Below are 22,442 nucleotides of genomic sequence, written 5' to 3'. Positions count from 1 at the left end.
GTCGCGGTCTGCGACATCGAGCGCTGCGCTGCGGCGGTCGGCGGGATTCGGCACGGCATCGAGAATAGGGTCATCGCGACGCAATAGCAACCACATCCGGTGCCCGATTTGTCTACTGACGAGTACCATCAGCGCAGTTCAGGACGTTGCGGGCGAGACGAGGGTAGCGTCGGTGACATGGGTCTCCTCGTCGCCATGACCATCCCGGGCCTGGCCCTGCTGCTCATCCTGTTCGCCTTCGCCGAAGTGGCCTGGAACAGGCTCACCGGCAGCCGTGCGCTGCCCTGGACCCGGAAGCGGTCCGGCCGCCCCGTCGCGGCCGCGGGCTTCGAGGAGGTCGCCGCGGTTTTCCAGGGCGGCAAGCACCACGAGTTCGAGCAGCGGATGACGACACTGATGCACCGGGAGGACCCGTCCGACGGCGCGCCGCCGCGCGACGAGGTGGATCTCACCGCGGGTTCGGCGCGCCTGGTGGCGCACCGGCTTTTGTGAAACACACGTCGGCGCAGTGGTATTCGAGGACGTGCCGACCGGACCGCGCTGCGCTGGGGCGGGATTCGTTCCGCGTCAGCGGGGCGGCACCTCGTTCAGCTCGCCGGTGGCGACGTCGAAGACGAAGCCGCGGATCGAGTCCTTGTGCGGCACGAACGGATTGGCGACGATACGCGCGATCGACTGGCGCACATCGGTTTCCAGATCGGAGAACGTCTCGGCCGACCGGTCCGGCTTGATCCCGGTCTCCTGCTGGATGCTCGCCTTGAAGTCGTCGTCGGTGAAGGTGAGCATGCCGCAATCGGTGTGGTGGATCAGGATGATCTCCCTGGTCCCGAGCAGCCGCTGACTGATGGCCGGCGAACGGATCTCGTCGGCGGTGACCACGCCGCCCGCGTTCCGGATGACGTGCGCCTCGCCCTCGGCCAGGCCGAGCGCGCCGTAGACGTCGAGCCGCGCGTCCAATGTGTTGACCAGCCCCACGGTAGGTGGCCGCGCAGGACGAGGCACCGGTCCCGTTCACCGTGATTTGTTTACTCGCACGCGGCGGCCCGATGGTAGCTCTCCGGATGCCGGACGCCGGGCCCCTGCGGTCGGGCCCGGCATGTCCTACCGCGCTGCGCCGGTCAGTGCGCGGCGGAGTCCCAGCTGTGTCCGACGCCGACGGAGACCTCCAGCGGCACCGACAGGGCGATCGCCGCGGACATCTGTTCGCGCGCCAGCGCCTCGAGCGCCTCCCGTTCCCCGTCGGCGACCTCGAACAGCAGTTCGTCGTGGATCTGCAACAGCATCCTGGAGCGCAGGCCCGCCTCGCGCATCGCCCGGTGCACGTTGATCATCGCCACCTTGATGATGTCGGCCGCCGTGCCCTGGATCGGGGCGTTGAGCGCCATCCGCTCGGCCGATTCCCGGCGCTGCCGGTTGCTGGAGTCCAGGTCGGGCAGGTAGCGACGGCGGCCGAACAGCGTCTCGGTGTAGCCGACCTTGCGCGCCTGCTCCACCACCTCGTACAGGTAGTCGCGGATGCGGCCGAAGCGGGCGAAGTAGACCTCCATCTGCTCCTTCGCCTCGGTGGTGCTGATCTTCAGCTGCGCGGACAGGCCGTAGGAGCTCAACCCGTAGGCCAGGCCGTAGGACATCGCCTTGATCCGGCGGCGCAGTTCCGGGCTCACCTCCGAGATCGGGATGTCGAACGCTTTCGACGCCACGAAGCTGTGCAGATCCTCTCCGGAGTTGAACGCTTCGATCAGGCCCTCGTCTCCGGACAGATGCGCCATGATCCGCATCTCGATCTGGCTGTAGTCCGCGGTCATCAGCGACTGGTAACCGGGGCCGACCACGAAGGTGTCGCGAATCTGCCTGCCGGTGTCGGTGCGGATCGGGATGTTCTGCAGGTTCGGTTCGGTCGAGGACAACCGCCCGGTGGCCGCGATCGTCTGGTTGAAGGTGGTGTGGATGCGGCCGTCCTCGGCGACACACTTGAGCAGGCCGTCGACGGTGACCTTCAGGCGGGTGGCGTCGCGGTGCGCGAGCAGATGTTCCAGGAACGCGTGCTGGGTCTTCTCGTACAGCGACTCCAGCGCGTCCGCGTCGGTGGTGTAGCCGGTCTTGGTGCGCTTGGTCTTCGGCATGTCCAGCTCGTCGAACAGCACCACCTGCAACTGTTTCGGCGAGCCCAGGTTGATCTGCTTGCCGATCACGCCGTAGGCCGCCTCGGCCGCCTCGGCGACCCGGTCGGCGAACTGGCGCTGCAACGTCGAGAGCTGGTCGGTGTCCACCGCGATGCCCGCCTCCTCCAGGGTGGACAGCACGCCGAGCAGCGGCAGCTCCATGTCCGCCAGCAGCGGGGTGGACTCGATCCGGGCCAGTTCCCCGTCCAGCGCGTCGGCCAGATCGGCGACGGCACGCGCGCGCAGCATCTGCGCCCGCGCCAGCTCGGCGTCGGCGGCGTCCTCGTCGTCGAGCAGCGACAACTGCGCGGTCTCGTCGGTTTCGGCGCGCAGTTCCCGGTGCAGGTAGCGCAGCGACAGGTCGTCGAGGTTGAACGTGCGCTGACCCGGACGCACCAGATACGCGGCCAGCGCGGTGTCGCTGGTCAGCCCGCCGAGCGTCCAGCCGCGGCCACGCAGCGCGTGCACGGCGGCCTTGGCCTCGTGCAGCGCCTTCGGCACGGCCGGATCGGCGAGCCAGGCGCCCAGCGCGGTCTCGTCCTCCGGGGTGAGCACCGTGACATCGATGTATCCGCTCTCGCCGTCGCCCGCCGCGATGGCCAGCGCGCGCACGTCCCCACCGGCCGGAGATCCCGTGCCGAGAATCGAGACACCGTGGCGCACACCGGCTTTGGCGTGCTCGGCCAGCCAGGACGCGACCGCGCCGATCGCCAGCGCGCCGCCGCTGATCTCGAAACCCGCCTCCGCCTCCGGCTCCGGCGGGGCCAGCGTCTCGAACAGCCGGTCGCGCAGCACGCGGAACTCGAGATCGTCGAACAGCTGATGGATCTTGGTCCGGTCCCACGGCCCCTGCGCCAGCTGGTCTGGGGTGTACGGCAGCGGCACCTCCCGCATCAGCTCGGTGAGCTGCCGGTTGAGCACCACGCTGCTCAGGTTCGCCCGCAGCGCGTCGCCGACCTTGCCCTTCACCTGGTCGACCTTCTCGACCAGCGTGTTCAGGTCACCGTATTCCCGGATCCACTTGGCGGCGGTTTTCTCCCCGACGCCGGGGATACCGGGCAGGTTGTCGCTCGGATCGCCGCGCAGCGCCGCGTAGTCCGGGTATTGACCCGGTGTGAGGCCGTACTTGGCCATCACCTCCTCGGGGGTGAACCGGGTCAGGTCCGAGACGCCCTTGCGCGGGTACAGCACCGTGACGTTCTCGTCGACCAGCTGAATCGAATCGCGGTCGCCGGTGACGATGAGCACCCGGAAACCGGCGGCCGTGGCCTGGGTGGTGAGGGTGGCGATGATGTCGTCGGCCTCGAAGCCCTCGATCGCCATCACCGGGATGCCGAGCGCGCCGAGCACGTCCTTGGTCAGCTCCACCTGCCCGCGGAACTCGTCCGGCGTGGTGGTGCGATTGGCCTTGTACTCCGGATACGCCTCGGCGCGGAAGGTCTGGCGCGACACGTCGAACGCCGCGGCCACGTGTGTCGGCTTCTCGTCGCGCAGCAAGTTGATCAGCATCGCGGTGAAGCCGTAGACGGCGTTGGTGGTCTGCCCGGTGACCGTCTTGAAGTTCTCCGCCGGTAGCGCGAAGAACGCGCGATAGGCGATCGAATGCCCGTCCAGCAACAGCAGCGTGGGCCGGTCCCCCGAGCCGGGATCGCTGGAGCCGGACGCGGGGGCGGGACGCGGAGCGGTCGTGGGTGAACTCACGCACCAGAGTCTAGGGACCGGCACCGACACGGCGATACGCCGACACCCGGCACCCGGAGGCCGCTGGGGCCGGGCTTTCGGCCCGCGCGGCGCGGTCGGGGACCGCGCCGCGCGGCGTTCACAGCGTGGCGACCAGTTCGCGCAGCACCGGCAGGCTCACCGAACCCGAACCGAGCACCACATCGTGGAAGGCCTTGATGTCGAAGTCCGCGCCGAGCCGCTCGGTGGCCGCCACCCGCTGACGCAGGATCTCCAGCTGGCCGACCTTGTAGCCGACCGCCTGCCCCGGTATGGCGATGTAGCGGTCCACTTCCACGGTGATCTCCGCGAGTCCGACCGGCGCGTTGGCCACCATGAAGTCGATGGCCTGCTGCCTGCTCCAGCCCTGGGCGTGCAGGCCGGTGTCGACCACCAGGCGGCAGGAACGCCACGAATCGCCGGCCAGCATGCCCAGCCGGCCCAGATCGTCCTCGTACAAACCCATCTCGTCGGCCAGCCGCTCGGTGTAGAGCGCCCAGCCCTCGACGAAGGCGGTGTTGGCGAAGGACTGGCGCTGGAAGCGCGGCAGATGGTCGAGTTCGTTGGCGATGGTCAGCTGGAGATGATGGCCCGGGATCGCCTCGTGGTAGGCCACCGCCGCGGTCTCGTAGCGGCCGCGACCCGTGGGATGGTGCTGATTGACGAAATACGTGCCCGGCCGCGACCCGTCGGCGGCGGGCGGGAAGTAGTACGCCGCAGGGGCATCCGCGGCCAGGAACTCGGGCACCGGGACGATGTCGCAGGATTCCTTCGGCAGGCGCCCGAACCAATTCCCCATCTCGGCGGTGGCCAGGGTCAGCGCCCGGCGGGCGTCGAACATGATCTGGTCGGCGTCGTCGTAGCACAGCGCGGGATCGTCGCGCAGCCGGGCGAAGATCTCACCGAGGTCGCCGGTGCCGAACAGGCGGGCGCCCACCGTCGCGTACTCCTCGCGCAGCTTCGCCAGCTCGGCCAGGCCCAGTTCGTGGATCTCCTCGGCGCCCAGATCGGGCAGCGTCGTGTGGTGCCGCAGCAGCCGCCGGTAGATGTCCTCGCCGTCGGCGCCGAGCCAGCACAGGCCCGGCTTGTCGTCGGGACGGGCGGCGGGCAGCAGTTCGTCGTACAGCGCGTCCCGGTAGACCTGGAACGCGGGCCGGATGACATCCCTGGCCACTTCGGCCAATTCGGACCGCCAGGCGGGCTCGCCGTCCCAGTCCGCCGGCCCGGAAAAGGTGACGAACGGGTCGGCGGCGATGTCGGAATCCAGGTAGCCGTCGAGCTGGTTGAGCGAGCGCTCGATGGTGATCCGCGCGGGCGCGCGCCCGGCGGCCAGGCCCGACCGGAACCGTTCCACGGCCTGCCCGAGCAGGTCACCGAACTGCCGGTAGCGGCGCACCAGCGCCAGCGCGTGTTCCGGGCGCGGCGCATTCGTCTGCGGCGCCACCATCAGCACGCCTGCGTGCACGCCGCCCATCTGGTCGCTGGCCAGTTCCACCGGCCGCCATTCCGCATGCTCGATCGCGCCGCTCAGTTCGGTGCGCAGCAGGCTGCGGGTGACGTGGTCGGTGGCGTTCAACCGCTCGGCGTCGAGCGCGTCGACCTCGCGCAGCAACGCGCGCCAGGTCGACAGCAACCGCTGTTCCGCCTCGACGGACAGATCCTCGATCCGATCGTCGAAGCGGCGGTCGCCGAGCAGGGTCGCCTCGCTCGGCGCCGCCTCGAGCACACTGTCCCAATACCGCTCGGCCAGGCTCATCAGCTCGTCGTGACCATCCATGGTGACGATCATGCCTCGAGCCGGGCCGCGCGGCAGCCGCCTAACCCACGCCGAGGTACGCCGATTTCACCGCGGGATCGGTGAGCAGCTCCGCGCCGCGGCCGGTTTTGGTGACCTCACCGGTCTCCATGATGTAGGCACGGTCGCTGCGGGCCAGGGCCTGCTGGGCGTTCTGCTCCACCAGCAGTACCGTGGTGCCCTGCTGGTTGATCTCGCTGATGATTCGGAAGATCTGCTGGATCACCATGGGCGCCAGCCCCATCGACGGCTCATCGAGCAGCAGCAGCCGCGGCCGCGCCATCAGCGCGCGAGCGATGGCCAGCATCTGCTGCTCGCCGCCCGACAGCGTGCCGCCGACCTGTTTGCGCCGTTCGAGCAAACGGGGGAACAGCTCGAACACCCACTCCAGCGTCCGATCGTACTCCGCCTTCTGCTTGAAACCTCGTCCGTAGCAACCCATGTCGAGGTTCTCCTGCACCGTCATGCCGGGGAACACACCCCGGCCCTCCGGCGCCTGGATCAGCCCGTGGGTCACCCGCTCGTGCGCTTTCATCCGGGTGATGTCCCGGCCCTCGAACAGGATGCGGCCACGGGTCAGCGGCAGCAGCCCGGACATCGCCCGCATGGTGGTCGTCTTGCCCGCGCCGTTGGCGCCGAGCAGGGTGACCAGCTCGCCCTCGGCGACGGTGAGCGAGATGCCGTGCAGCGCTTGGATTCTGCCGTAGTTGACGACCATGTCCTGGACTTCGAGCAGCGCAGCGCCCCCGTCGGCGGTCTCGGGCGCCGGCGGGGTGACCGCGGTCTTGCCGAGCGGCACCGCACCGGGTTCCGGATCGCTCGGCGTGTCCGTTCCGGCCGCTTCGCCCACCGCGCCACCGGATTCGATCGCGCCGGAATCCGGCACGCCGAGGTACGCGGCGATCACGGCGGGGTTGTCCCTGATCTCCGCGGGCAGCCCGTCGGCGATCTTGCGGCCGAACTCCAGCACCACGATCCGGTCGGTCACGCCCATGACCAGCCGCATGTCGTGCTCGATCAGCAGCACCGTGAACCCATCGTCGCGGATCTTGCGGATCAGGTCCATGAGCGCGGACTTCTCGCTCGGATTGAACCCGGCCGCAGGCTCGTCCAGGCACAGCAGCTTCGGTTCGGTGGCCAGCGCGCGGGCGATCTCCAGACGGCGCTGGTCGCCGTAGGAGAGGTTGCGCGCCTTCTCCACCGCGCGGGGGGCGATGCCGACGAACTCCAGCAGCGCCATGCCGCGCTCGATCGCGTCGCGTTCCTCGCGCCGGTGCCGCGGCGACCGGAACACCGCGCCCGGCACCGAGGTCCGGTGGCGGGCGTCGGTGCCGACCACGACGTTCTCCAGCGCGGTCATCTCGCCGAACAGCCGCACGTTCTGGAACGTGCGGGCGATGCCGAGCCGGGTGATCGCGTTGCGCTTGGTCTTGGTCAGCGGCTTGCCGTCGAAGGAGACCAGTCCGGCGGCGGGCTGGTAGACACCGGTGATCGCGTTGAAGCAGGTGGTCTTGCCCGCGCCGTTGGGCCCGATGAGACCGAGGATCTCGCCGCGGCGGATCTCGAAGCTCACCTGGTCCAGTGCGGTGAGACCGCCGAACTTCACCGTGAGACCCTCGGTGCGCAACAGCGGCTCGCCCACCGCGGTCTCGATCTCGCGGTGCGGGGCGACGACGTCGGCGACGGTCTCGGCGTCCGCGAGGTCGGGGATCACCTGGGTCACGTCGACCGTGCCCGCGGACTCGACCTGCGGCTCGGCCGCGTAGCCCGCGGCCATGTCCTCGTTGTCGAACAGCGCGTCACCCGCGCCCGGCCCGGTCATCGTCCCGCTCCGATCGGCTCGGCGGCGGCCGGTCTGCGCACAGCCTGGTACACCTGCCTGCCGTAGGTGAGCAGTTTCTGCCGCACCGGGAACAGACCCTGCGGACGCAGAATCATCATCACCACCAACGCGATACCGAAATACAGATACTTGAGGTCGCCCAGCGACTGCGCTCCGCCCTTGCGGAACAGCAGCACACTGCCGAGCAGCAGCAACGCCAGCACGCCGGTCGTCACCATGCCCGTGATCACACCGCGGCGCGCCCACACGCCCAGCCGGGCAGCCCACAACCGCCAGGCGACGATCAAGGCGACGAACACCGCGACATCGATCGCCAGCAGCACGTACCCGGTCGACTCGTTGCTCACCAGATTCACCGACTGCAGCCGGGCGGGCAGATACGCGATGACGAACGCGCCGAAGATCACGCCCAGCTTGTTGCCCTGGCCGCCGATGACCACCGCGCACAGGAACAGCATCGAGTTGATGATGTTGAAGCCGGTGGGATTGATGAACTGCACCTGCCCGGCGTAGATCGCCCCGGACATGCCGCCGACCGCCGCGCCGATCATGAACGCCCACAGCTTGAACTTGAACGTCGGCACGCCCATGATCTCGGCCGCGTCCTCGTCTTCGCGGATCGCCACCCAGGCCCGGCCGACCCGGCTGCGCTCCAGGTTGCCGACCACCAGCAGCACGACGACCACCAGCGCCATGCCGAACCAGTACCAATAGGTGCCGTAGCTGGCGCGGTCGAGCAGGTTCGCGCTGTCGGGGTCGCCGCTGTTGCCGCCGGAGAACACGCCCTCCGGTTTGCTCTCGGACGCGCCGACGTGCGGGTAGGCCACGCCCGACAGCCCGAGGCTGCCGTTGGTGATCTCGGTGAGGTTCTCGGCGAGCAGCCGGACGATCTCACCGAAGCCGAGCGTCACGATCGCCAGGTAGTCGCCACGCAGGCGCAGCGTGGGCGAACCGAGGATCAGGCCGGAGACCGCGGTCACCGCGACCGCGATCGGCAGGCAGGCCAGCCAGGCCCACTCCGGGTCGAGCCAGCCGCCGTCGGTCTGGTTCCACGGGCTGTTCGGGCTGGTGAGCAGGCCGACGGTGTAGGCGCCGACCGCGTAGAAACCGACGTAGCCGAGGTCGAGCAGGCCCGCTTGCCCGACCACCACGTTGAGGCCGATGGCCAGCAGCGCGTACATCGCCACCTGCGCCATCACCAGGCCGAAGTTGTAGGAGGGAGTGTTCAGCAGCGGTGGCGGGAACAAGGGCAGCAGTGCCAGCAGGATGAGGACGGGAACGCCGACGCCCCACTGCGCGGGTCTGCTCAGCCCGTCCCACCAGGTGCGGATCGCGTCGCCGAGGCCACGGCGCGGGAGGTCCGGCGCGGACGCCGTCTTGGTCGTGTCGGTCATGCGCGCGCCCTTCCGAGACTCTCGCCGAGGATGCCGGTCGGGCGAACCATCAGCACAAGAACCAGCACCACGAACGCGACCACGTCGCGCCATTCGGTGCCGAAGAGGATCTGCCCGTACTGTTCCACCACACCGAGCAGCAGGCCGCCGAGCAGCGCGCCGCGCAGGTTGCCGATACCGCCGAGCACCGCGGCGCTGAACGCCTTGATGCCGAGGACGAACCCGCCGGAGTAGATGATCCCGTTCGGGATCTTCAGCGTGAACAGCATCGCCGCCGCGCCCGCGAGCACGCCGCCGATGAGGAAGGTCAGCATGATGACCCGCTCGCGCGACACGCCCATCAGCGTCGCGGTGTCCGGGTCCTGGGCCACGGCCCGGATGCCACGGCCGAACTTCGTCCGGTTGATCAGCACCTCGGTGGCGATCGCCAGCACCACCGCCGCCAGCACGATGAGCAGCATGATGTTGGTGACGTCCGCGCCGCCGAAACTGAACTGCACGGTGGGCTCGACCAGCCGGATCGGCTGCTGGGCGTTGGTGCCGCCGAGATCGGGGCGGATCTTCGGCAGCACGAAGTGCACCAGTTCCTGCAGCACGAACGACATGCCGATCGCCGTGATCAGGAAGGCCAGCGGTTTCGCGCCCCGTTTGCGCAGGGGCCGGTAGGCGACCCGCTCCAATCCGACGGCCGCGCCGCCGGATACGACCATGCCTACGACCATCGCCAAACCCAGATAGACGACGGTGAGCACCACACCCTGGGTGTAAACGTCCGGGCTCGCGACGAATCCGAAGATCATCAACCCGATCAATTGCCCGAACAACCCGAGCATGAAAATTTCCGAATGGGCGAAATTGATCAGCCGCAATACGCCGTAGACCAACGTGTAGCCCACGGCGACCAACGCATAGATGGCGCCGTAGGTCACGCCGTCGACGGTCAGCCGCCAGAAACTATCGACCAACCCCTCGTGGTTGAAGTCGATCGAACCGGCGACGAGTTGTGTCCCACCGGCCAATAACGTTTGTTTCATTTATTTCTGCCCTCATCCTTTCGCCCACCGAACAACGGCACGTACAGGGATTCGGATGAACCCCCGTACGTGCCGTGCGCCCGGGATCCGGGGCTACTTGACCTCGTACACCCAGATCAGTGCGTTCGACAGCTCACCGTTCGGGTTCCACTTGTACTGACGCGCGAGGCCGGCACCGTCGTACGTCCGCACATAGTCGAGCAGGTCCGGGCGGGTGACCTTACCGCTGTCGATGCCCTTGGCCAGGATCGTGGTCAGGTCGTACGCCTCGACCGAGTAGACGCCGGGCGCCTGCCCGTTGAGCGCCTCGTAGTCCTTGGCGAACTGCTCCGGGGCGGGACCGCACGGGCACGACAGCTTCGCGCCCTTTGCCGCGCTGCCCGCCTGGGCGACGAACTGCGGGTCGTTGGTGCCGTCCGCGGAGACGAAGACCGCCTTCACGCCACCGGACTTCAGCTGCTGGGCCAAGGGCGCGCCCTCGGAGTAGTAGCCGGAGTAGAAGATGGCGTCCGGGTTCGCGGCCGCCACCTTGGTGACCGTCGCGGAGAAGTCCTTGTCGCCCTTCTTGATGCTCGCCGCGCACGCCGGGTCGGCAGCGGCGCCGAGACCCTCGGTGATCGACTTCGCCAGGCCGGTGCCGTAGTCGGTGTTGTCCTGGATGACACAGACCTTCTTGTAGCCCGCGCTGTTGACCAGGTACTTCGCCACCGAGGGGCCCTGCACGTCGTCGTTGGCCAGACCGCGGAAGAAGGTGGTCCAGCCGTTCTGGGTCAGCGTCGCGTTGGTCGCCGAGGAGGTGACCGAGACCAGCCCGGCGTCGCTGAGGATCTTGCCGGTCGCCTTCGTCTCCCCGGAGAACGCCGGACCGACCAGGCCGATGATCGACCGGTCGTTGACGATCTGCGGGATCACCTGGGTGGCCTTCTGCGGGTCGCCCTCGGTGTCGAACTGCTTGAGTTCGATCTTGCAACCGGGATTGGCCTTGTTGTGCTTGTCGAGGGCGAGCTTGACGCCGTTGACGATGTTGATGCCGAGCGCGGCGTCCGGACCCGTCAGCGCGCCGGCCATCGCCACCGCCGTCCCCGGCGCACAGGTGGCCTTTCCGTCGCCCGCCGGATCGGCCGCCGTGGACGCGTCGGCCTTCGGCACCTCCTTGCCCTGCTGGTCGACCTGCAAGACCGGCTGAATGGACAGGCCACCCGCGCCGTTGGTGCCCGAGGAATCCGAACCGCTGCTGGTGGATTTGTCGCTACAACCGGACAGCACCAGCGCGGCGGCGGCGCCGACGGCCAGGACACCGAGCGCCGAGCGACTGCGCCATGTCGAACTAAGCACGTTTCACCTCATCTAAGTTCTGTGCTCCCCCGGGGTCACCGAGGAGGCCGACCATGTCAGCCCGGTCAGAACATAGCGTCGGTACGTTAGTTCCGCATCACATTCGGATCATGCGCGCGACATCGTTTCGAATTCTTGTTCACGATGACGTTTCGTCTGCGTAAATTTTCCCGCAGACACCGTCACTTCGGCGTCAGGTTCTCCAACACGACCTCAGCGACCGCCTTCATCGTGGTGCGGCGATCCATTGCGGTGCGCTGAATCCACTTGAACGCCTGCGGCTCCGAAAGGCCCTGAGTCTGCATCAGAACGCCTTTCGCGCGCTCGACCAGCTTGCGCGTCTCCAGCCGGTCGGCCAGATTGGCGACCTCGCTCTCCAACGCGGTGATCTCGTGGAACCGGCTGGCCGCCAATTCGATGGCAGGCACCAGATCCGATTTCGTGAACGGCTTCACCAGATAGGCCATCGCACCGGCGTCCCGCGCCCGCTCCACCAGGTCACGCTGACTGAACGCGGTCAGGATCACCACCGGCGCAACGCGTTTCGACGCGATCTCGGCCGCCGCGTCGATGCCGTCGCGGCGCGGCATCTTCACGTCCATGATGACCAGGTCCGGCCGGTGCTCTACAGCGAGATCGACCGCCTGCTGACCGTCACCCGCCTCGCCGACCACCTGATAACCCTCTTCGGTCAGCATCTCGACCAGATCCATGCGAATGAGCGCCTCGTCTTCGGCGACGACGACCCGCTTCGCCCCGGCGTCCCGTTTGGTGCCGGCGCCCCCAGCTGCTGTGCTCATAGGTAGACCCCTCTGGTTCCGATGCCCTGTACCCGACCCAACCGAAGGAAAGCAGCGATCGCACCGGGCGACCTTGGGCCGACCTTCGGGCTGTCGAGTGATGTAAAGAGTACCTTTCACTTCGGCATAGAACGCATATACCCTGCGCAAACCGCGCGCACGCGCCGCGACGACCAACCCATTCGCTTCCGCGCCACCCGACCCGCTATAGTTGCCACTCGGTGCGCCGGGTTGGCGGAACTGGCAGACGCGACGGTCTCAAAAACCGTTGTCCGAAAGGACGTGTGGGTTCGAGTCCCACACTCGGCACTCGCTTTTGGGTGTCCCCTGCTCGCGGATAGCGCTCGCGGGGGGCGCTCGTCATTTCTTCTGGGGGTGCAACCCCCAGGCCCCGCTCGGCGGGGCTTCGCCCCCCGAACCCCCCGAGGTGGGTGGTTGCGTTGGGTGGGATGGTGCGATTTGGGGTAGTGGTCGGCACTGGCTCTCGTGGGGTGCGCTGCGGGCCACTCGTCTGAATGGCGCGCTTTAGTACCGCACCGCATACTGCACCGCACGCACGCACCGAGAGGCTCAGCGGGACTCTGGCGGCAGTGGGTCCGGTACGACGCATGTTTCACCTGTGGTGGCTTCGACGCCGTACGACGACATGCCCCGAGGTCGCGCAGTTCGCGCCCGTCGTCGCCTCGCGCGGTGACCGGTTCGCCACTGGGCCGGCTCCGGGGCAGACCTGCCGAGATCGGCCATGCGGGAGCGAATCCAGGTACCGCGGCGGCGAATCCGGGTAACCTGCGCAGTCGGTCATATCACGGAGTAATCACAAGGCAACGTTTCGATGACCGCGCTTCCGGGTATCGACAGCACGGGAAAATCGAACAGCACCACTGGTCGGAGTGACGTACGTCGCAGGCCAGGGGCCGAAAGCGGCGCGCTTCGTGTACGGCGCGCTACCAACAGATGAAAATGTTGTTCCCACATGTGGGACCAATGACTTGGGACCGTCTGGTAGCCTTCCCGCCCCTTATCGTGTTCTGTATGCACGTCCTGTTCGTCTGCAACGGCAACGTTTGCCGTTCGGTGATCGCCGAGCGGCTCACGCGCGCCCTCGCGGTCGAATACGATCTCCCCTACCTCACCGCGGAAAGCGCCGGAACCCGTGCGCTGGTCGGATTTCCGGTCGAACCGCTCGCCGCGCAGACCATCGCCGGGCTCGGCGCCGACCCGGGCAATTTCCGGGCCCGGCGCCTGAAGCCGGAGATGATCGACAAGGCCGATCTGGTCCTCACGATGACCGAGCAGATTCGCGACCACGTGGTCGATATGGCCTTCGGCGCCGGCTCGCGCACCTTCACGCTACTGGAGGCCCACCGCATCGCCCACGTCACCGGCGCGCGCACGGTCGCCGAATTGCACCGTGCCCGCAATGATCTGTCGCTGGTCGGGCGAGAGAACATCGCCGACCCGGTCGGCTTGTCCGCCCAGGCGTTCTGCGAGGTCGGCGATCGAATCGCCGAGGCGCTGGTACCGCTGTTGCTCGCGCTCGCCCCGCACGAGCAGCCGCGCTGGCCGCACGACGAGCGCCGCGGCCTGGTGATCCGCCCCGGCGGCGGGCCCGCACCGCTGGCGACTTTCCTCGCCGCGCAACGCACCCGCTGAGCGCCGCGCGACCGCGAACACCGCACGGAGCAACGCGCTCCGGCGCCGAGCGCGTCAACTGTTACCACCCGGCTATGTCCTTTACCGCCTCGGACGCACTAAACTCCCGCCGGACAACTCTCTGCGCCGTTGCTGGTTCGACACAGGACAGGAATCAGACATGCCGAAACGCATTTCGGATGTTTCGCTCCATGTTTATGTGACACCGGAAACCCTCGAACGCGTCGTCGACACTGTGCGCGCGGTGGTCGACGACCACCTCACCGACCGCGACGTGTTCGCCTGGCGCTTCACCTTGCCGGTCGACGCCGACGACCCGGCCCATACGGCTCTCGCGAGCCGCTGCCGTGCCGAGCCGCCCTGCGCGGGCCCGGACGCCCACGGCACCTACGAGATCGCGCTCAGCCTGGTCGGCGCGCCGGATCAGCTGACCGACGACGACATGGCCGCGCTGGAACAGCAACTGCTGCAAGGAATCTCCGCGCTGGCGCGAACCGAGCCGGGACACGGGATTCCGGTCTCGATCCGCGCCTCGCAACGCGCCGACGTCGACCTCGACATCGAACGCCACCGCGAACTGCTGTAGTCCTAGCGCCGCGCGGGAAAGTGGCGGATGAGCCCCTCCTGCACCGTGGTGGCCAGCAGGTCACCGCTGCGGGAGTAGAAGCGTCCGGTCGCCAGGCCACGGGACCCGGCGGCCACCGGCGACTCGGTGCAGTACAGCGCCCACTCGTCGAAACGGAACGGGCGGTGGAACCAGATCGAGTGGTTGACTGTGGCCGCGACGATGCGATCCAGGCCCCACGACAGCCCGTGCGTGGTGATGATCGAGTCCAGCACCGTGGTGTCGGACGAATAGCCCAGCGTCGCCACGTGGATCAGCGGATCGTCGGGCAGCCTGCCGTCCGCGCGCATCCACACGCGATTGTGGTTGAGCCGCTCCCCCGTGCCCTTCAGAATCCACGCCGGGTCGTTGGTGTAACGCATGTCGATCGGATGCGGCGCCTTGACGAACATCTCCAGCTTGTCCTCCAAGCCTTCGAAGCTCTCCTCCACCCGCGGCAGCGTCTCCGGATCCGGCACCTCCGGCTGGGCGTGCGCGTGCTCGAGGCCCGTGCCCCAATCCTGGAACGCGGCCAGCATCACGAACAGCTCCTGGCCCTCCTGGCTGGCGGTGACCGTGCGGTTGGCGAGCGCACGCCCGTCGCGATGGCGGTCCACCCGGTACTCGATCGGCTTCTTCACGTCGCCGCCGCGCACGAAATGCGCGTTGACCGCGTGCACCGGACGGTCACCGACCGTCCGGCCCGCCGCGATGATGGCCTGTGAGACGAGCTGGCCGCCGAAGGTCCGGCTCCACACCTTCTCCGGGTGCTGGCCGACGAACACGTCCTCGTCCATCTGCTCGAGATCGAGCAGCCCCAGCAGCACATCCAGGTCGGAGCGGCGCGCGGACGGCTCCGCGACGTCGACGGGGCTGCTCAGCGAAGCACTCACTAATGGTCCTCCTCACCGATACGGTGAACGTGGATCAGGTTGGTGGAACCGACGGTACCGGGCGGCGACCCGGCCACGATGACCACCAGGTCACCTTTCTGGTATCGGTCCATCGACAAAAGCGCTACATCCACCTGGTGGATCATCGCGTCGGTGCTGTCGACGGTCGGCACGATGAAGGTCTCGGTACCCCAGGTCAGAGCCAGCTGGCTGCGCACCTCCGGCAGCGGCGTGAACGCCAGCAACGGCAGCGGCGTGTGCAGCCGGGCCAGGCGGCGCACCGTGTCGCCCGACTGGGTGAACGCCACCAGCGCCTTGGCGTTGAGCCGCTCGCCGATGTCGCGTGCGGCGTAGGAGATCACGCCGCGCTTGGTGCGCGGCACGTGCGTCAGCGGCGGCACCCGGGTGGACTCGGTCTCCACCGCGTGCACGATGCGCGCCATCGTGCGCACCGTCTCGATCGGGTACCTGCCCACCGAGGTCTCGCCCGACAGCATCACCGCGTCGGCGCCGTCGAGCACCGCGTTCGCCACGTCCGAGGCCTCCGCGCGGGTGGGGCGGGAGTTCTCGATCATCGACTCCAGCATCTGGGTGGCGACGATGACCGGCTTGGCGTTCTCGCGCGCCATCTGGATGGCGCGCTTCTGCACGATCGGCACCTGCTCGAGCGGGAGCTCGACGCCGAGATCGCCGCGCGCCACCATCACCGCGTCGAAAGCCAGGACCACGGCTTCCAGGTTGTCGATCGCCTCCGGCTTCTCCAGCTTGCCGATCACCGGCACCCGGCGGCCCACCCGGTCCATCACGTCGTGCACCAGCTCGACATCGGACGGGGACCGCACGAACGACAGCGCGATGAAGTCCACGCCCAGCTTCAGCGCGAATTCCAGGTCCTCGATGTCCTTCTCCGACAGCGCGGGGACCGAGACGTCCATACCCGGCAGCGAGACACCCTTGTTGTTGGAGACCGGACCGCCCTCGGTGACCCGGCAGACCACGTCGTTGCCGTCGACGCGGGTGACGATGAGGCCCACCTTGCCGTCGTCGACCAGCAACCGGTCGCCGGGCTTGGCGTCCTGCGCCAGTTCCTTGTACGTGGTGGACACGCGATCGTGGGTACCGTCGACGTCCTCGACGGTGATGCGGACCTCTTCACCCGTCGCCCAGACGGTTTTGCCTTCCAGGAAGCGACCGAGGCGGATCTTGGGACCCTGCAGGTCGGCGAGAATGCCGACGGCCCGGCCGAGGTGGTCGGAAGCCTGACGCACCTTCTTGTAGTTCTCGGCGTGATCCGCGTGCTCGCCGTGACTGAAGTTCAGCCGAGCTACGTCCATCCCGCTCTCGACGAGTTCGCGGATACGGTCCTCGGTGGCAGTGGCCGGGCCGAGCGTGCACACAATCTTCGTCCGTCGCATCACGGGTAGAGCCTAGTCCCGGTCGGTACAGAGGTCCCGCCGTGGCCACGGTGAATCCTTGGTGAAAAAAATGCACTACGGCTCAGAACAGGCACAAACGGATACTCAGCGAGCGACATGACGGGCCAACCTCGTTTCCAGCCGGGTCTGCCCGAACCCGAGGACCAGGCAGATCACCCAGTAGTACACCGCCGCCACCCCGTAGAGCGCGAAGAAGTCGAAGGTCGGCGCGGCCGCGAGCTGGGCGACGCGCAGCAGTTCGGTCACCAGGATGGTCGAGGCCAGCGACGTGTCCTTCACCAGGGAGATCAACGTGTTCGACAGTGGAGGCACGGCGATCCGCGCCGCCTGCGGCAGGATGATCAGCCGCAGCAGCATCGGGTACGACATGCCGAGCGCCTGCGCCGCCTCCCACTGGCCGGCGGCGACGCTGAGGATGGCGGCGCGCACCACTTCGGCCGCGTAACCGCCGACGTTCAAGCTGAAGGCGATCACCGCGGCGGGAAACGGGTCGATGACCACATCGAACTGCGGCAGCGCGTAGAACACGATGAACAGCTGCACCAGCAGCGGCGTGCCGCGAATGATCGAGATATAGCAGCGGGCCGCCGCCGCCAGCGGCCACACCGCCGACATTCTGGCCAGCGCGACGAACAGTGCCAGTACCAGCCCGATGGCGAAGCTGATTGCGGTGAGCGGCACGGTCTTGGTGAGGGTGGCCTGCAGCATCGGCCACAGGTTGTGCCAGATGAGTTCCCGGGTGGCGGCGTCCATGAACGAGGCCGGCTACCGGCTGACGTCGATGCCGAAGTACTTCTCGGAGATCTTCGCCAGGGTGCCGTCGGCACGCAGCTGGTTCAGCGCGTTGTCCACGTCGGTGATCAGCGCGTCGCCCTTGCGGGCGGCGAATGCCTGCTTGCTCTCCGATCCGGTGCGGCCGGCTATCTTCACGCTGGTGTCGCCGGTCTTCGCGGTGTATTCGGCGACGGCGAGGTTGTCGTTGACGGTGGCGTCCACGCGGCCGTTCTTCAACAGTTGGACGGCTTGCACGAAGCCCTCCACCGCCTCGACCTTCGCGCCCGCCCCGGTGGCGACCTTGCTCCAGTTGCTGGTGGCCGACTGCGCGCAGGTTTTGCCGGCGAGGTCGGCGAGGCCGGTGATGGCGTTGTCGCCTGCGCGGGTGACGATCACGCCCGCCGAGGTCGTGTACGGCGCGGACAACGCGTACTTCGCCGCGCGCTCGTCGCTCACGGTCACCTGGTTCGCCACCAGGTCGAAGCGCTTGGACTCCAGGCCCGCGAAGATGGCGTCCCACGGCGTCTGCACGAACTCGACGCGCTTGCCGAGCTTGCCGCCGACCGCCCGGATCACCTCCACGTCGTAGCCGGTGAGTTCACCGTCGGAGCCCTGGAAACTGAACGGCGCGTAGGTGCCCTCGGTGCCGACCTTCAGCACGTTCGGATCGCTGCCGCCGCACGCGCTCAGTCCGGTGGCGGCGACGACGGCGAGCATGACGGCGGCGAACAGCTTACGGCGCACGGAATCCCTCTCTTCGGTGCGTGGGGCTCCACACACGACACGCGAATCCGGTCATGCTACGCCCGGGATTTCCCGGGCGACAGTATCGCGTTCACGGTGCGCGAAAGAGTTGCGCTCGCCGATCTCCTGCGCAGACGCCCGGAGGCGGGCACGTTCGTGCCCGCCTCCGCGTTCTGTCGACAGCGCCGCGTTCAGTCGCGCAGCGGGCGCCCCTGCGCGTCGGGCACCTTGCCGACCAGGATCATGACGCCGTCGATGAGTCCCCAGATACTGCCCAAGCCGCAGGTCAGGATCGTGACCACGAGCTGAGCGATGCCCAGCCCGGTGTAGCCGAGGTAGAAGCGGCCGACGCCGAAACCGCCGAGGAAGATCTGCAGCAGGCCCGCGATGAGTTTCTGCTTGTCCGACAGCGGTACGCCGAAGTGGTCACGGCCCCACGGCGCCTCCGGGTCGTTCGGGTTGTAACCCTGCGGCCCGCCCGGGTAGGGCGCGGGTGGGTAGCCCCCCGGCTGCTGGCCGTAAGGGTCGACGGGCTGGCCGTATTGGGGCTGACCGTACGGGTCGATAGGCTGACCGTATTGGGGCTGACCGTACGGGTCCGACGGCGGGCTGGACTGCGGCTGGCCCTGCGCCTCCAGCGGCTTGGTCAGATCCGGACCGGTGCCGGGCGGGCCGTACTGTGGTCCTCCCTGGCCCTGATTCTGCTGGTAAGGGTCGGTCACTCATGTCCTCCTCATTAGTGCGGGCACCCTCTTGTCGGCCCCCGGCCTTGCTGGATCGCCGAACTTGCGCTCGCGACGATCACGAGTCATTGTCACCGGGATCGACCGGGTTGTCGCCCCACGTGGGTTCGGCCCTGCGAGTGGTTATCGCGGCGGATCGCCCGATCGTTGCCGCGGAACGAAAAACCGGTCGGCGGCGACGAACCGGACATCCGGCAGGAACCATGTGATCAGCTCTTGTCCGTGGCGGAATTTCCGGAATCCGTCTTCTCCGTGGCGGTCGCGGCGGACTCGCCCCCGGAGCCCGCGGCCTCGGCTTCGGACCGCCCGGCGGACTCGGGACCGGACACCGTGCCCCCGGTCGAGGGGGCGTCTGTGCCGGTTCCGGATGCGGGGGCATCGGTACCGGTCTCGGACGCGCCGGTCTCCGAGGGCTTCTCGGCCGGTGCCGCGCCCGCCGCACGCAGCGCGCTGATCTGCCACGGCCATGGACGCGGACTCGCGCCGGGCCGCAGCTGCTCCGGCGTCTCGCGGCCCTTCGTCGCGAACACGAAGTAGGCGATCGCGCCGAGGAACACGACAGCGGAAGTGAACGAGTTGATCCGGATGCCCGCGATCTTCGTCGCCTCGTCCGCGCGCATCAGCTCGACGAAGAACCGGCCGAAGCAGTAACCGGCGACGTAGAGCGCGAACAGTCGCCCGTGTCCGATCCGGAATCGCTTGTCCACGTACACCAGCAGCACGACGACGAGCACGTTCCACAGCAGCTCGTACAGGAAGGTGGGGTGCACGATCTTGTCGACCACGCCGGTGGAGGCGCCGTTCATCATGTCGAGCCGGCCGTCGTCGCCCACCCGCCGGTAGATCTCCAGGCCCCACGGCAGGTCGGTCTCCCGCCCGTACAGTTCCTGGTTGAAGTAGTTGCCGAGCCTGCCGATGGCCTGGGCGAGCAGGATCGGCGGGGCGACCGCGTCACCCAGTGCGGGCAACGGGATCTTGTACACCCGGCAGCCGATCCACGCGCCGACGCCGCCCAGCAGCACCGCGCCCCAGATGCCGAGGCCGCCTTGGTAGATCTTCAGCGCGTCGACCGGATTGCCGTCCGCGCCGAAGTACTTCTGCCAGTCGGTGGCCACGTGGTAGAGCCTGCCGCCGACCAGGCCGAACGGCACCGCGAACATCGCGACGTCCAGGATCGCGCCGGGCTGCCCGCCGCGCGCGCGCCACCGCCGTTCGCCCCACCAGATCGCGACGATGATGCCGAGGATGATGCACAAGGCATACGCCCGCAGGGGGAACGGCCCGAGCTGCCACACGCCTCGCGCGGGGCTGGGGATGTAGGCCAGCACGGCGCCGCTGACGCCGCCTTCGGCCAGGACACTGTCTGCGAGGACTCGTAAGGTCACGGGGCCACCGTAGCGGAGATGCCCGGGGGTCCCGCCACCACCGCACCGCCCCGGTCGCGGGCACGCCGGGCGCACACGCGGCGCGCTGATTCGGGTCGGGGTGCGACCGGCGACCCGTCACCCCCGCACCGAGCGCACCCGCAGGTCGAGATGGCAACCGGCGGACGACGCTCTCGTTCATCCCGCGCCGAGCGCCCCTGCCCGGGTCAGGCTGGCGACCACCGGAGACCCCCTACCACGCCGACTACGACCACCCGAACCCCAACCGCCGGACCAGCGCCACGCCGCGCGTCCCTACTCGAGTCAGGGTGACGACCGCCGGACAACCGGCCCCACCACCGCGCCGAGCGCCCCCGGCTCGAGTCGAGGTGGCAACCGCCGGACAACGCCCCACCACGCCGAGCCCTCACGCTCGAGTCAGCGTGACAACCACCGGACAACCGCCCCACCACCAGGCCGAGTACGCCACCCACGACCGCCGGGCACAGCACTACGCCGAGCGCCCCCGCTCCAGTCAGAGTGACAACCACCGGACAACCGCCCGACCACCCCGCCGCGTACGCCCCACCTACACCGGCGACCACCGGACCAGCCACCCACCGCGCCTAACGCGCCCGCTCAGGGCAGGGTGGCCCATGACGCGGCACACCAGGCCAGCTCCTGGGGCATGCGGGCCGGGCGACGAGGGTCGGCCTCCCGCGTCCGCAGGATGGCGCGGGGCCATCCAGAGCGCGGCGAACCGGTTCCTACGACGCGACGGTTGCCGACCGCACGCCGTCGGCGAGTTCCGCCGTGAGGGCCCGCACCGCGTCCAGTCCCTGCCCCGCCGCGGTCACCAGCGCGGAGCCGACGATGACGCCGTCGGCGTAGGCAGCGATCTCGGCGGCTTGCGCGCCCGAGCGGACGCCGAGACCGACGCCGATCGGGATGTCGGAGTGGGCCCGGATGCGTGCGCACAGTGCGGGCGCGGCCGAGGACACCGCGTCCCGGGCGCCGGTGACGCCCATGGTGGAGGCCGCGTAGACGAAGCCGCGGCTGGCTTCGAGCGTCTTCACCAGCCGTTCCTCGGTGGACGACGGCGCGACCAGGAAGACGCGGTCCAGGTTGTGCGTGGCGGAGGCGACGAACCAGTCGTCGGCCTCCTCGGGGATCAGGTTCGGGGTGATCACACCCGCGCCGCCCGCGGCGGCCAGATCCCGCGCGAAGCTGTCCACGCCGTACTTGAGCACCGGATTCCAGTAGCTCATCACGACGGCCTCGCCGCCCGCCGCGGTGACCGCCTCGACCACGGAGAACACGTCACGCACGCGCACGCCGCCGCGCAGCGCCTGTTCGGCGGCGGCCTGGATGGTCGGCCCGTCCATCACGGGATCGGAGTAGGCGATGCCGACTTCCACGATGTCGCATCCGGCTTCGACCATCGCGCGCACGACCTCGATCGAACCGGCCAGGTCGGGGTAGCCCGCGGGCAGGTAGCCGATCAGCGCCGCCCGGCCCTCCGCGCGGCAGGCGGCGAAGGTGTTCGCCAGACGGGACTGCTGGCTCACTGGTCGGCCTCCTGCGGCTCGGTGTCGAACAGCCCGAACCACCGCGCTGCCGTGTCCATGTCCTTGTCGCCCCGGCCGGAGAGGTTCACCAGGATGATCGCGTCCGGGCCGAGTTCCTTGCCCAGCCGCAGCGCGCCCGCCACCGCGTGCGCCGACTCGATCGCCGGGATGATGCCCTCCGTGCGGCTGAGCAGCAGCAGCGCGTCCATCGCCTCGGTGTCGGTGACCGGCTGGTACTCGGCACGGCCGATGTCCTTGAGGTAGGCGTGTTCCGGGCCGACGCCCGGGTAGTCCAGGCCCGCCGAGATCGAGTGCGACTCGATGGTCTGACCGTCCTCGTCCTGCAGCAGGTAGGAGTAGGCGCCCTGGAACGCGCCCGGTGTACCGCCGGTGAAGGTGGCCGCGTGCCGTCCGGTGTCGACGCCGTCACCGGCCGCCTCGTAGCCGATCAGCCGGACGTCGGCGTCGTCGAGGAACGCGTGGAAGATGCCGATGGCGTTGGAACCGCCGCCGACACAAGCGACGACCGCATCGGGCAATCGGCCGGTGGACGCCTGCACCTGGGCGCGGGCCTCCATACC

At 68.6% G+C, this 22,442-nt stretch carries 18 protein-coding genes, 1 tRNA gene and 2 pseudogenes; 4 read left to right on the top strand and 17 right to left on the bottom strand.

Features of this window, described 5'->3' with window-relative positions:
* The first annotated feature begins 177 nt into the window (after window positions 1–177).
* Complete coding sequence (locus ON27_RS10195) at window positions 178–492, top strand: DUF6191 domain-containing protein (protein ID WP_043723294.1); 315 nt, start codon at window positions 178–180, stop codon at window positions 490–492.
* A gap of 75 nt (window positions 493–567) precedes the next feature.
* Here ON27_RS10195 and ON27_RS10190 read toward each other — a convergent pair.
* The 9 genes and pseudogenes from ON27_RS10190 to ON27_RS10155 form a co-directional block, all read right to left on the bottom strand.
* A pseudogene (locus ON27_RS10190) lies at window positions 568–1,005 on the bottom strand (beta-class carbonic anhydrase); the annotation flags it as partial.
* Between the two features lie 113 nt (window positions 1,006–1,118).
* Window positions 1,119–3,863 (bottom strand): DNA polymerase I, encoded by a 2,745-nt coding sequence (gene polA, locus ON27_RS10185; RefSeq protein ID WP_051046408.1) that lies wholly within the window; start codon window positions 3,861–3,863, stop codon window positions 1,119–1,121.
* Between the two features lie 118 nt (window positions 3,864–3,981).
* Window positions 3,982–5,670, bottom strand: a complete 1,689-nt coding sequence (locus tag ON27_RS10180) for a DUF885 domain-containing protein (protein WP_043723292.1) — start codon at window positions 5,668–5,670, stop codon at window positions 3,982–3,984.
* A 28-nt stretch (window positions 5,671–5,698) separates the two neighbouring features.
* Window positions 5,699–6,394, bottom strand: coding sequence for an ABC transporter ATP-binding protein (locus ON27_RS44685; RefSeq protein ID WP_245559899.1), 696 nt, complete (start codon window positions 6,392–6,394; stop codon window positions 5,699–5,701).
* A gap of 159 nt (window positions 6,395–6,553) precedes the next feature.
* A pseudogene (locus tag ON27_RS44680) lies at window positions 6,554–7,498 on the bottom strand (ABC transporter ATP-binding protein); the annotation flags it as partial.
* Window positions 7,495–8,913: a branched-chain amino acid ABC transporter permease gene (locus ON27_RS10170; protein WP_043723290.1), complete on the bottom strand. Its 1,419-nt coding sequence runs from the start codon at window positions 8,911–8,913 to the stop codon at window positions 7,495–7,497. The gene ON27_RS10170 and the pseudogene ON27_RS44680, both read right to left, overlap by 4 nt.
* Window positions 8,910–9,947: a branched-chain amino acid ABC transporter permease gene (locus ON27_RS10165; protein WP_043723288.1), complete on the bottom strand. Its 1,038-nt coding sequence runs from the start codon at window positions 9,945–9,947 to the stop codon at window positions 8,910–8,912. Before ON27_RS10165 ends, ON27_RS10170 begins: the two co-directional genes overlap by 4 nt.
* A gap of 93 nt (window positions 9,948–10,040) precedes the next feature.
* Window positions 10,041–11,282, bottom strand: coding sequence for a branched-chain amino acid ABC transporter substrate-binding protein (locus tag ON27_RS10160; protein ID WP_373282759.1), 1,242 nt, complete (start codon window positions 11,280–11,282; stop codon window positions 10,041–10,043).
* A 182-nt stretch (window positions 11,283–11,464) separates the two neighbouring features.
* Window positions 11,465–12,082 (bottom strand): ANTAR domain-containing response regulator, encoded by a 618-nt coding sequence (locus tag ON27_RS10155; RefSeq protein ID WP_040777220.1) that lies wholly within the window; start codon window positions 12,080–12,082, stop codon window positions 11,465–11,467.
* 225 nt (window positions 12,083–12,307) lie between these two features.
* Here ON27_RS10155 and ON27_RS10150 point away from each other — a divergent pair.
* From ON27_RS10150 to ON27_RS10140, 3 genes are all read left to right on the top strand, one after another.
* A tRNA-Leu gene (locus tag ON27_RS10150) sits at window positions 12,308–12,391 on the top strand.
* 723 nt (window positions 12,392–13,114) lie between these two features.
* Complete coding sequence (locus tag ON27_RS10145) at window positions 13,115–13,735, top strand: arsenate reductase/protein-tyrosine-phosphatase family protein (protein WP_043723287.1); 621 nt, start codon at window positions 13,115–13,117, stop codon at window positions 13,733–13,735.
* Window positions 13,736–13,895: 160 nt separating this feature from the next.
* A complete protein-coding gene (locus tag ON27_RS10140) occupies window positions 13,896–14,321 on the top strand; it encodes a hypothetical protein (protein WP_043723285.1) in 426 nt (141 codons plus the stop codon).
* A 2-nt stretch (window positions 14,322–14,323) separates the two neighbouring features.
* Here ON27_RS10140 and ON27_RS10135 read toward each other — a convergent pair whose 3' ends face one another.
* From ON27_RS10135 to ON27_RS10100, 8 genes are all read right to left on the bottom strand, one after another.
* The gene (locus ON27_RS10135; protein WP_245559898.1) at window positions 14,324–15,136 is read right to left on the bottom strand and encodes an acyl-CoA thioesterase; all 813 of its coding nucleotides are present in this window, start codon (window positions 15,134–15,136) and stop codon (window positions 14,324–14,326) included.
* 95 nt (window positions 15,137–15,231) lie between these two features.
* Window positions 15,232–16,650 (bottom strand): pyruvate kinase, encoded by a 1,419-nt coding sequence (pyk, locus tag ON27_RS10130; protein WP_174377830.1) that lies wholly within the window; start codon window positions 16,648–16,650, stop codon window positions 15,232–15,234.
* A gap of 102 nt (window positions 16,651–16,752) precedes the next feature.
* Window positions 16,753–17,421 (bottom strand): amino acid ABC transporter permease, encoded by a 669-nt coding sequence (locus tag ON27_RS10125; protein ID WP_043723283.1) that lies wholly within the window; start codon window positions 17,419–17,421, stop codon window positions 16,753–16,755.
* 12 nt (window positions 17,422–17,433) lie between these two features.
* Window positions 17,434–18,159, bottom strand: a complete 726-nt coding sequence (locus tag ON27_RS10120) for a transporter substrate-binding domain-containing protein (RefSeq protein ID WP_043723299.1) — start codon at window positions 18,157–18,159, stop codon at window positions 17,434–17,436.
* Between the two features lie 218 nt (window positions 18,160–18,377).
* The gene (locus tag ON27_RS10115; protein ID WP_043723281.1) at window positions 18,378–18,908 is read right to left on the bottom strand and encodes a TM2 domain-containing protein; all 531 of its coding nucleotides are present in this window, start codon (window positions 18,906–18,908) and stop codon (window positions 18,378–18,380) included.
* Window positions 18,909–19,138: 230 nt separating this feature from the next.
* The gene (gene lgt, locus ON27_RS10110; RefSeq protein ID WP_245559897.1) at window positions 19,139–20,314 is read right to left on the bottom strand and encodes a prolipoprotein diacylglyceryl transferase; all 1,176 of its coding nucleotides are present in this window, start codon (window positions 20,312–20,314) and stop codon (window positions 19,139–19,141) included.
* Window positions 20,315–21,060: 746 nt separating this feature from the next.
* On the bottom strand, window positions 21,061–21,861 hold the full coding sequence (gene trpA, locus ON27_RS10105) for a tryptophan synthase subunit alpha (RefSeq protein WP_043723279.1): 801 nt from the start codon (window positions 21,859–21,861) through the stop codon (window positions 21,061–21,063).
* The coding region (locus ON27_RS10100) for a pyridoxal-phosphate dependent enzyme (protein WP_043723296.1) at window positions 21,858–22,442 on the bottom strand (585 nt) is incomplete at its 5' end. The genes ON27_RS10100 and trpA, both read right to left, overlap by 4 nt.

Origin of the sequence: Nocardia asiatica NBRC 100129, assembly GCF_000308415.1 — a bacterium.
Taxonomy (GTDB): Bacteria; Actinomycetota; Actinomycetes; order Mycobacteriales; family Mycobacteriaceae; genus Nocardia; species Nocardia asiatica.
This window is presented reverse-complemented; position numbering and strand designations above follow the sequence as displayed.

What these genes read in the sequence shown, in the direction of transcription:
- ON27_RS10195 (WP_043723294.1), top strand. Translation starts at nt 178, where the DNA reads ATGGGTCTCCTCGTCGCCATGACCATCCCGGGCCTGGCCCTGCTGCTC.
- ON27_RS10180 (WP_043723292.1), bottom strand. Translation starts at nt 5,670, where the DNA reads ATGATCGTCACCATGGATGGTCACGACGAGCTGATGAGCCTGGCCGAG.
- ON27_RS44685 (WP_245559899.1), bottom strand. Translation starts at nt 6,394, where the DNA reads ATGGTCGTCAACTACGGCAGAATCCAAGCGCTGCACGGCATCTCGCTC.
- ON27_RS10170 (WP_043723290.1), bottom strand. Translation starts at nt 8,913, where the DNA reads ATGACCGACACGACCAAGACGGCGTCCGCGCCGGACCTCCCGCGCCGT.
- ON27_RS10165 (WP_043723288.1), bottom strand. Translation starts at nt 9,947, where the DNA reads ATGAAACAAACGTTATTGGCCGGTGGGACACAACTCGTCGCCGGTTCG.
- ON27_RS10155 (WP_040777220.1), bottom strand. Translation starts at nt 12,082, where the DNA reads ATGAGCACAGCAGCTGGGGGCGCCGGCACCAAACGGGACGCCGGGGCG.
- ON27_RS10145 (WP_043723287.1), top strand. Translation starts at nt 13,115, where the DNA reads ATGCACGTCCTGTTCGTCTGCAACGGCAACGTTTGCCGTTCGGTGATC.
- ON27_RS10140 (WP_043723285.1), top strand. Translation starts at nt 13,896, where the DNA reads ATGCCGAAACGCATTTCGGATGTTTCGCTCCATGTTTATGTGACACCG.
- ON27_RS10135 (WP_245559898.1), bottom strand. Translation starts at nt 15,136, where the DNA reads ATGGACGAGGACGTGTTCGTCGGCCAGCACCCGGAGAAGGTGTGGAGC.
- ON27_RS10125 (WP_043723283.1), bottom strand. Translation starts at nt 17,421, where the DNA reads ATGGACGCCGCCACCCGGGAACTCATCTGGCACAACCTGTGGCCGATG.
- ON27_RS10120 (WP_043723299.1), bottom strand. Translation starts at nt 18,159, where the DNA reads ATGCTCGCCGTCGTCGCCGCCACCGGACTGAGCGCGTGCGGCGGCAGC.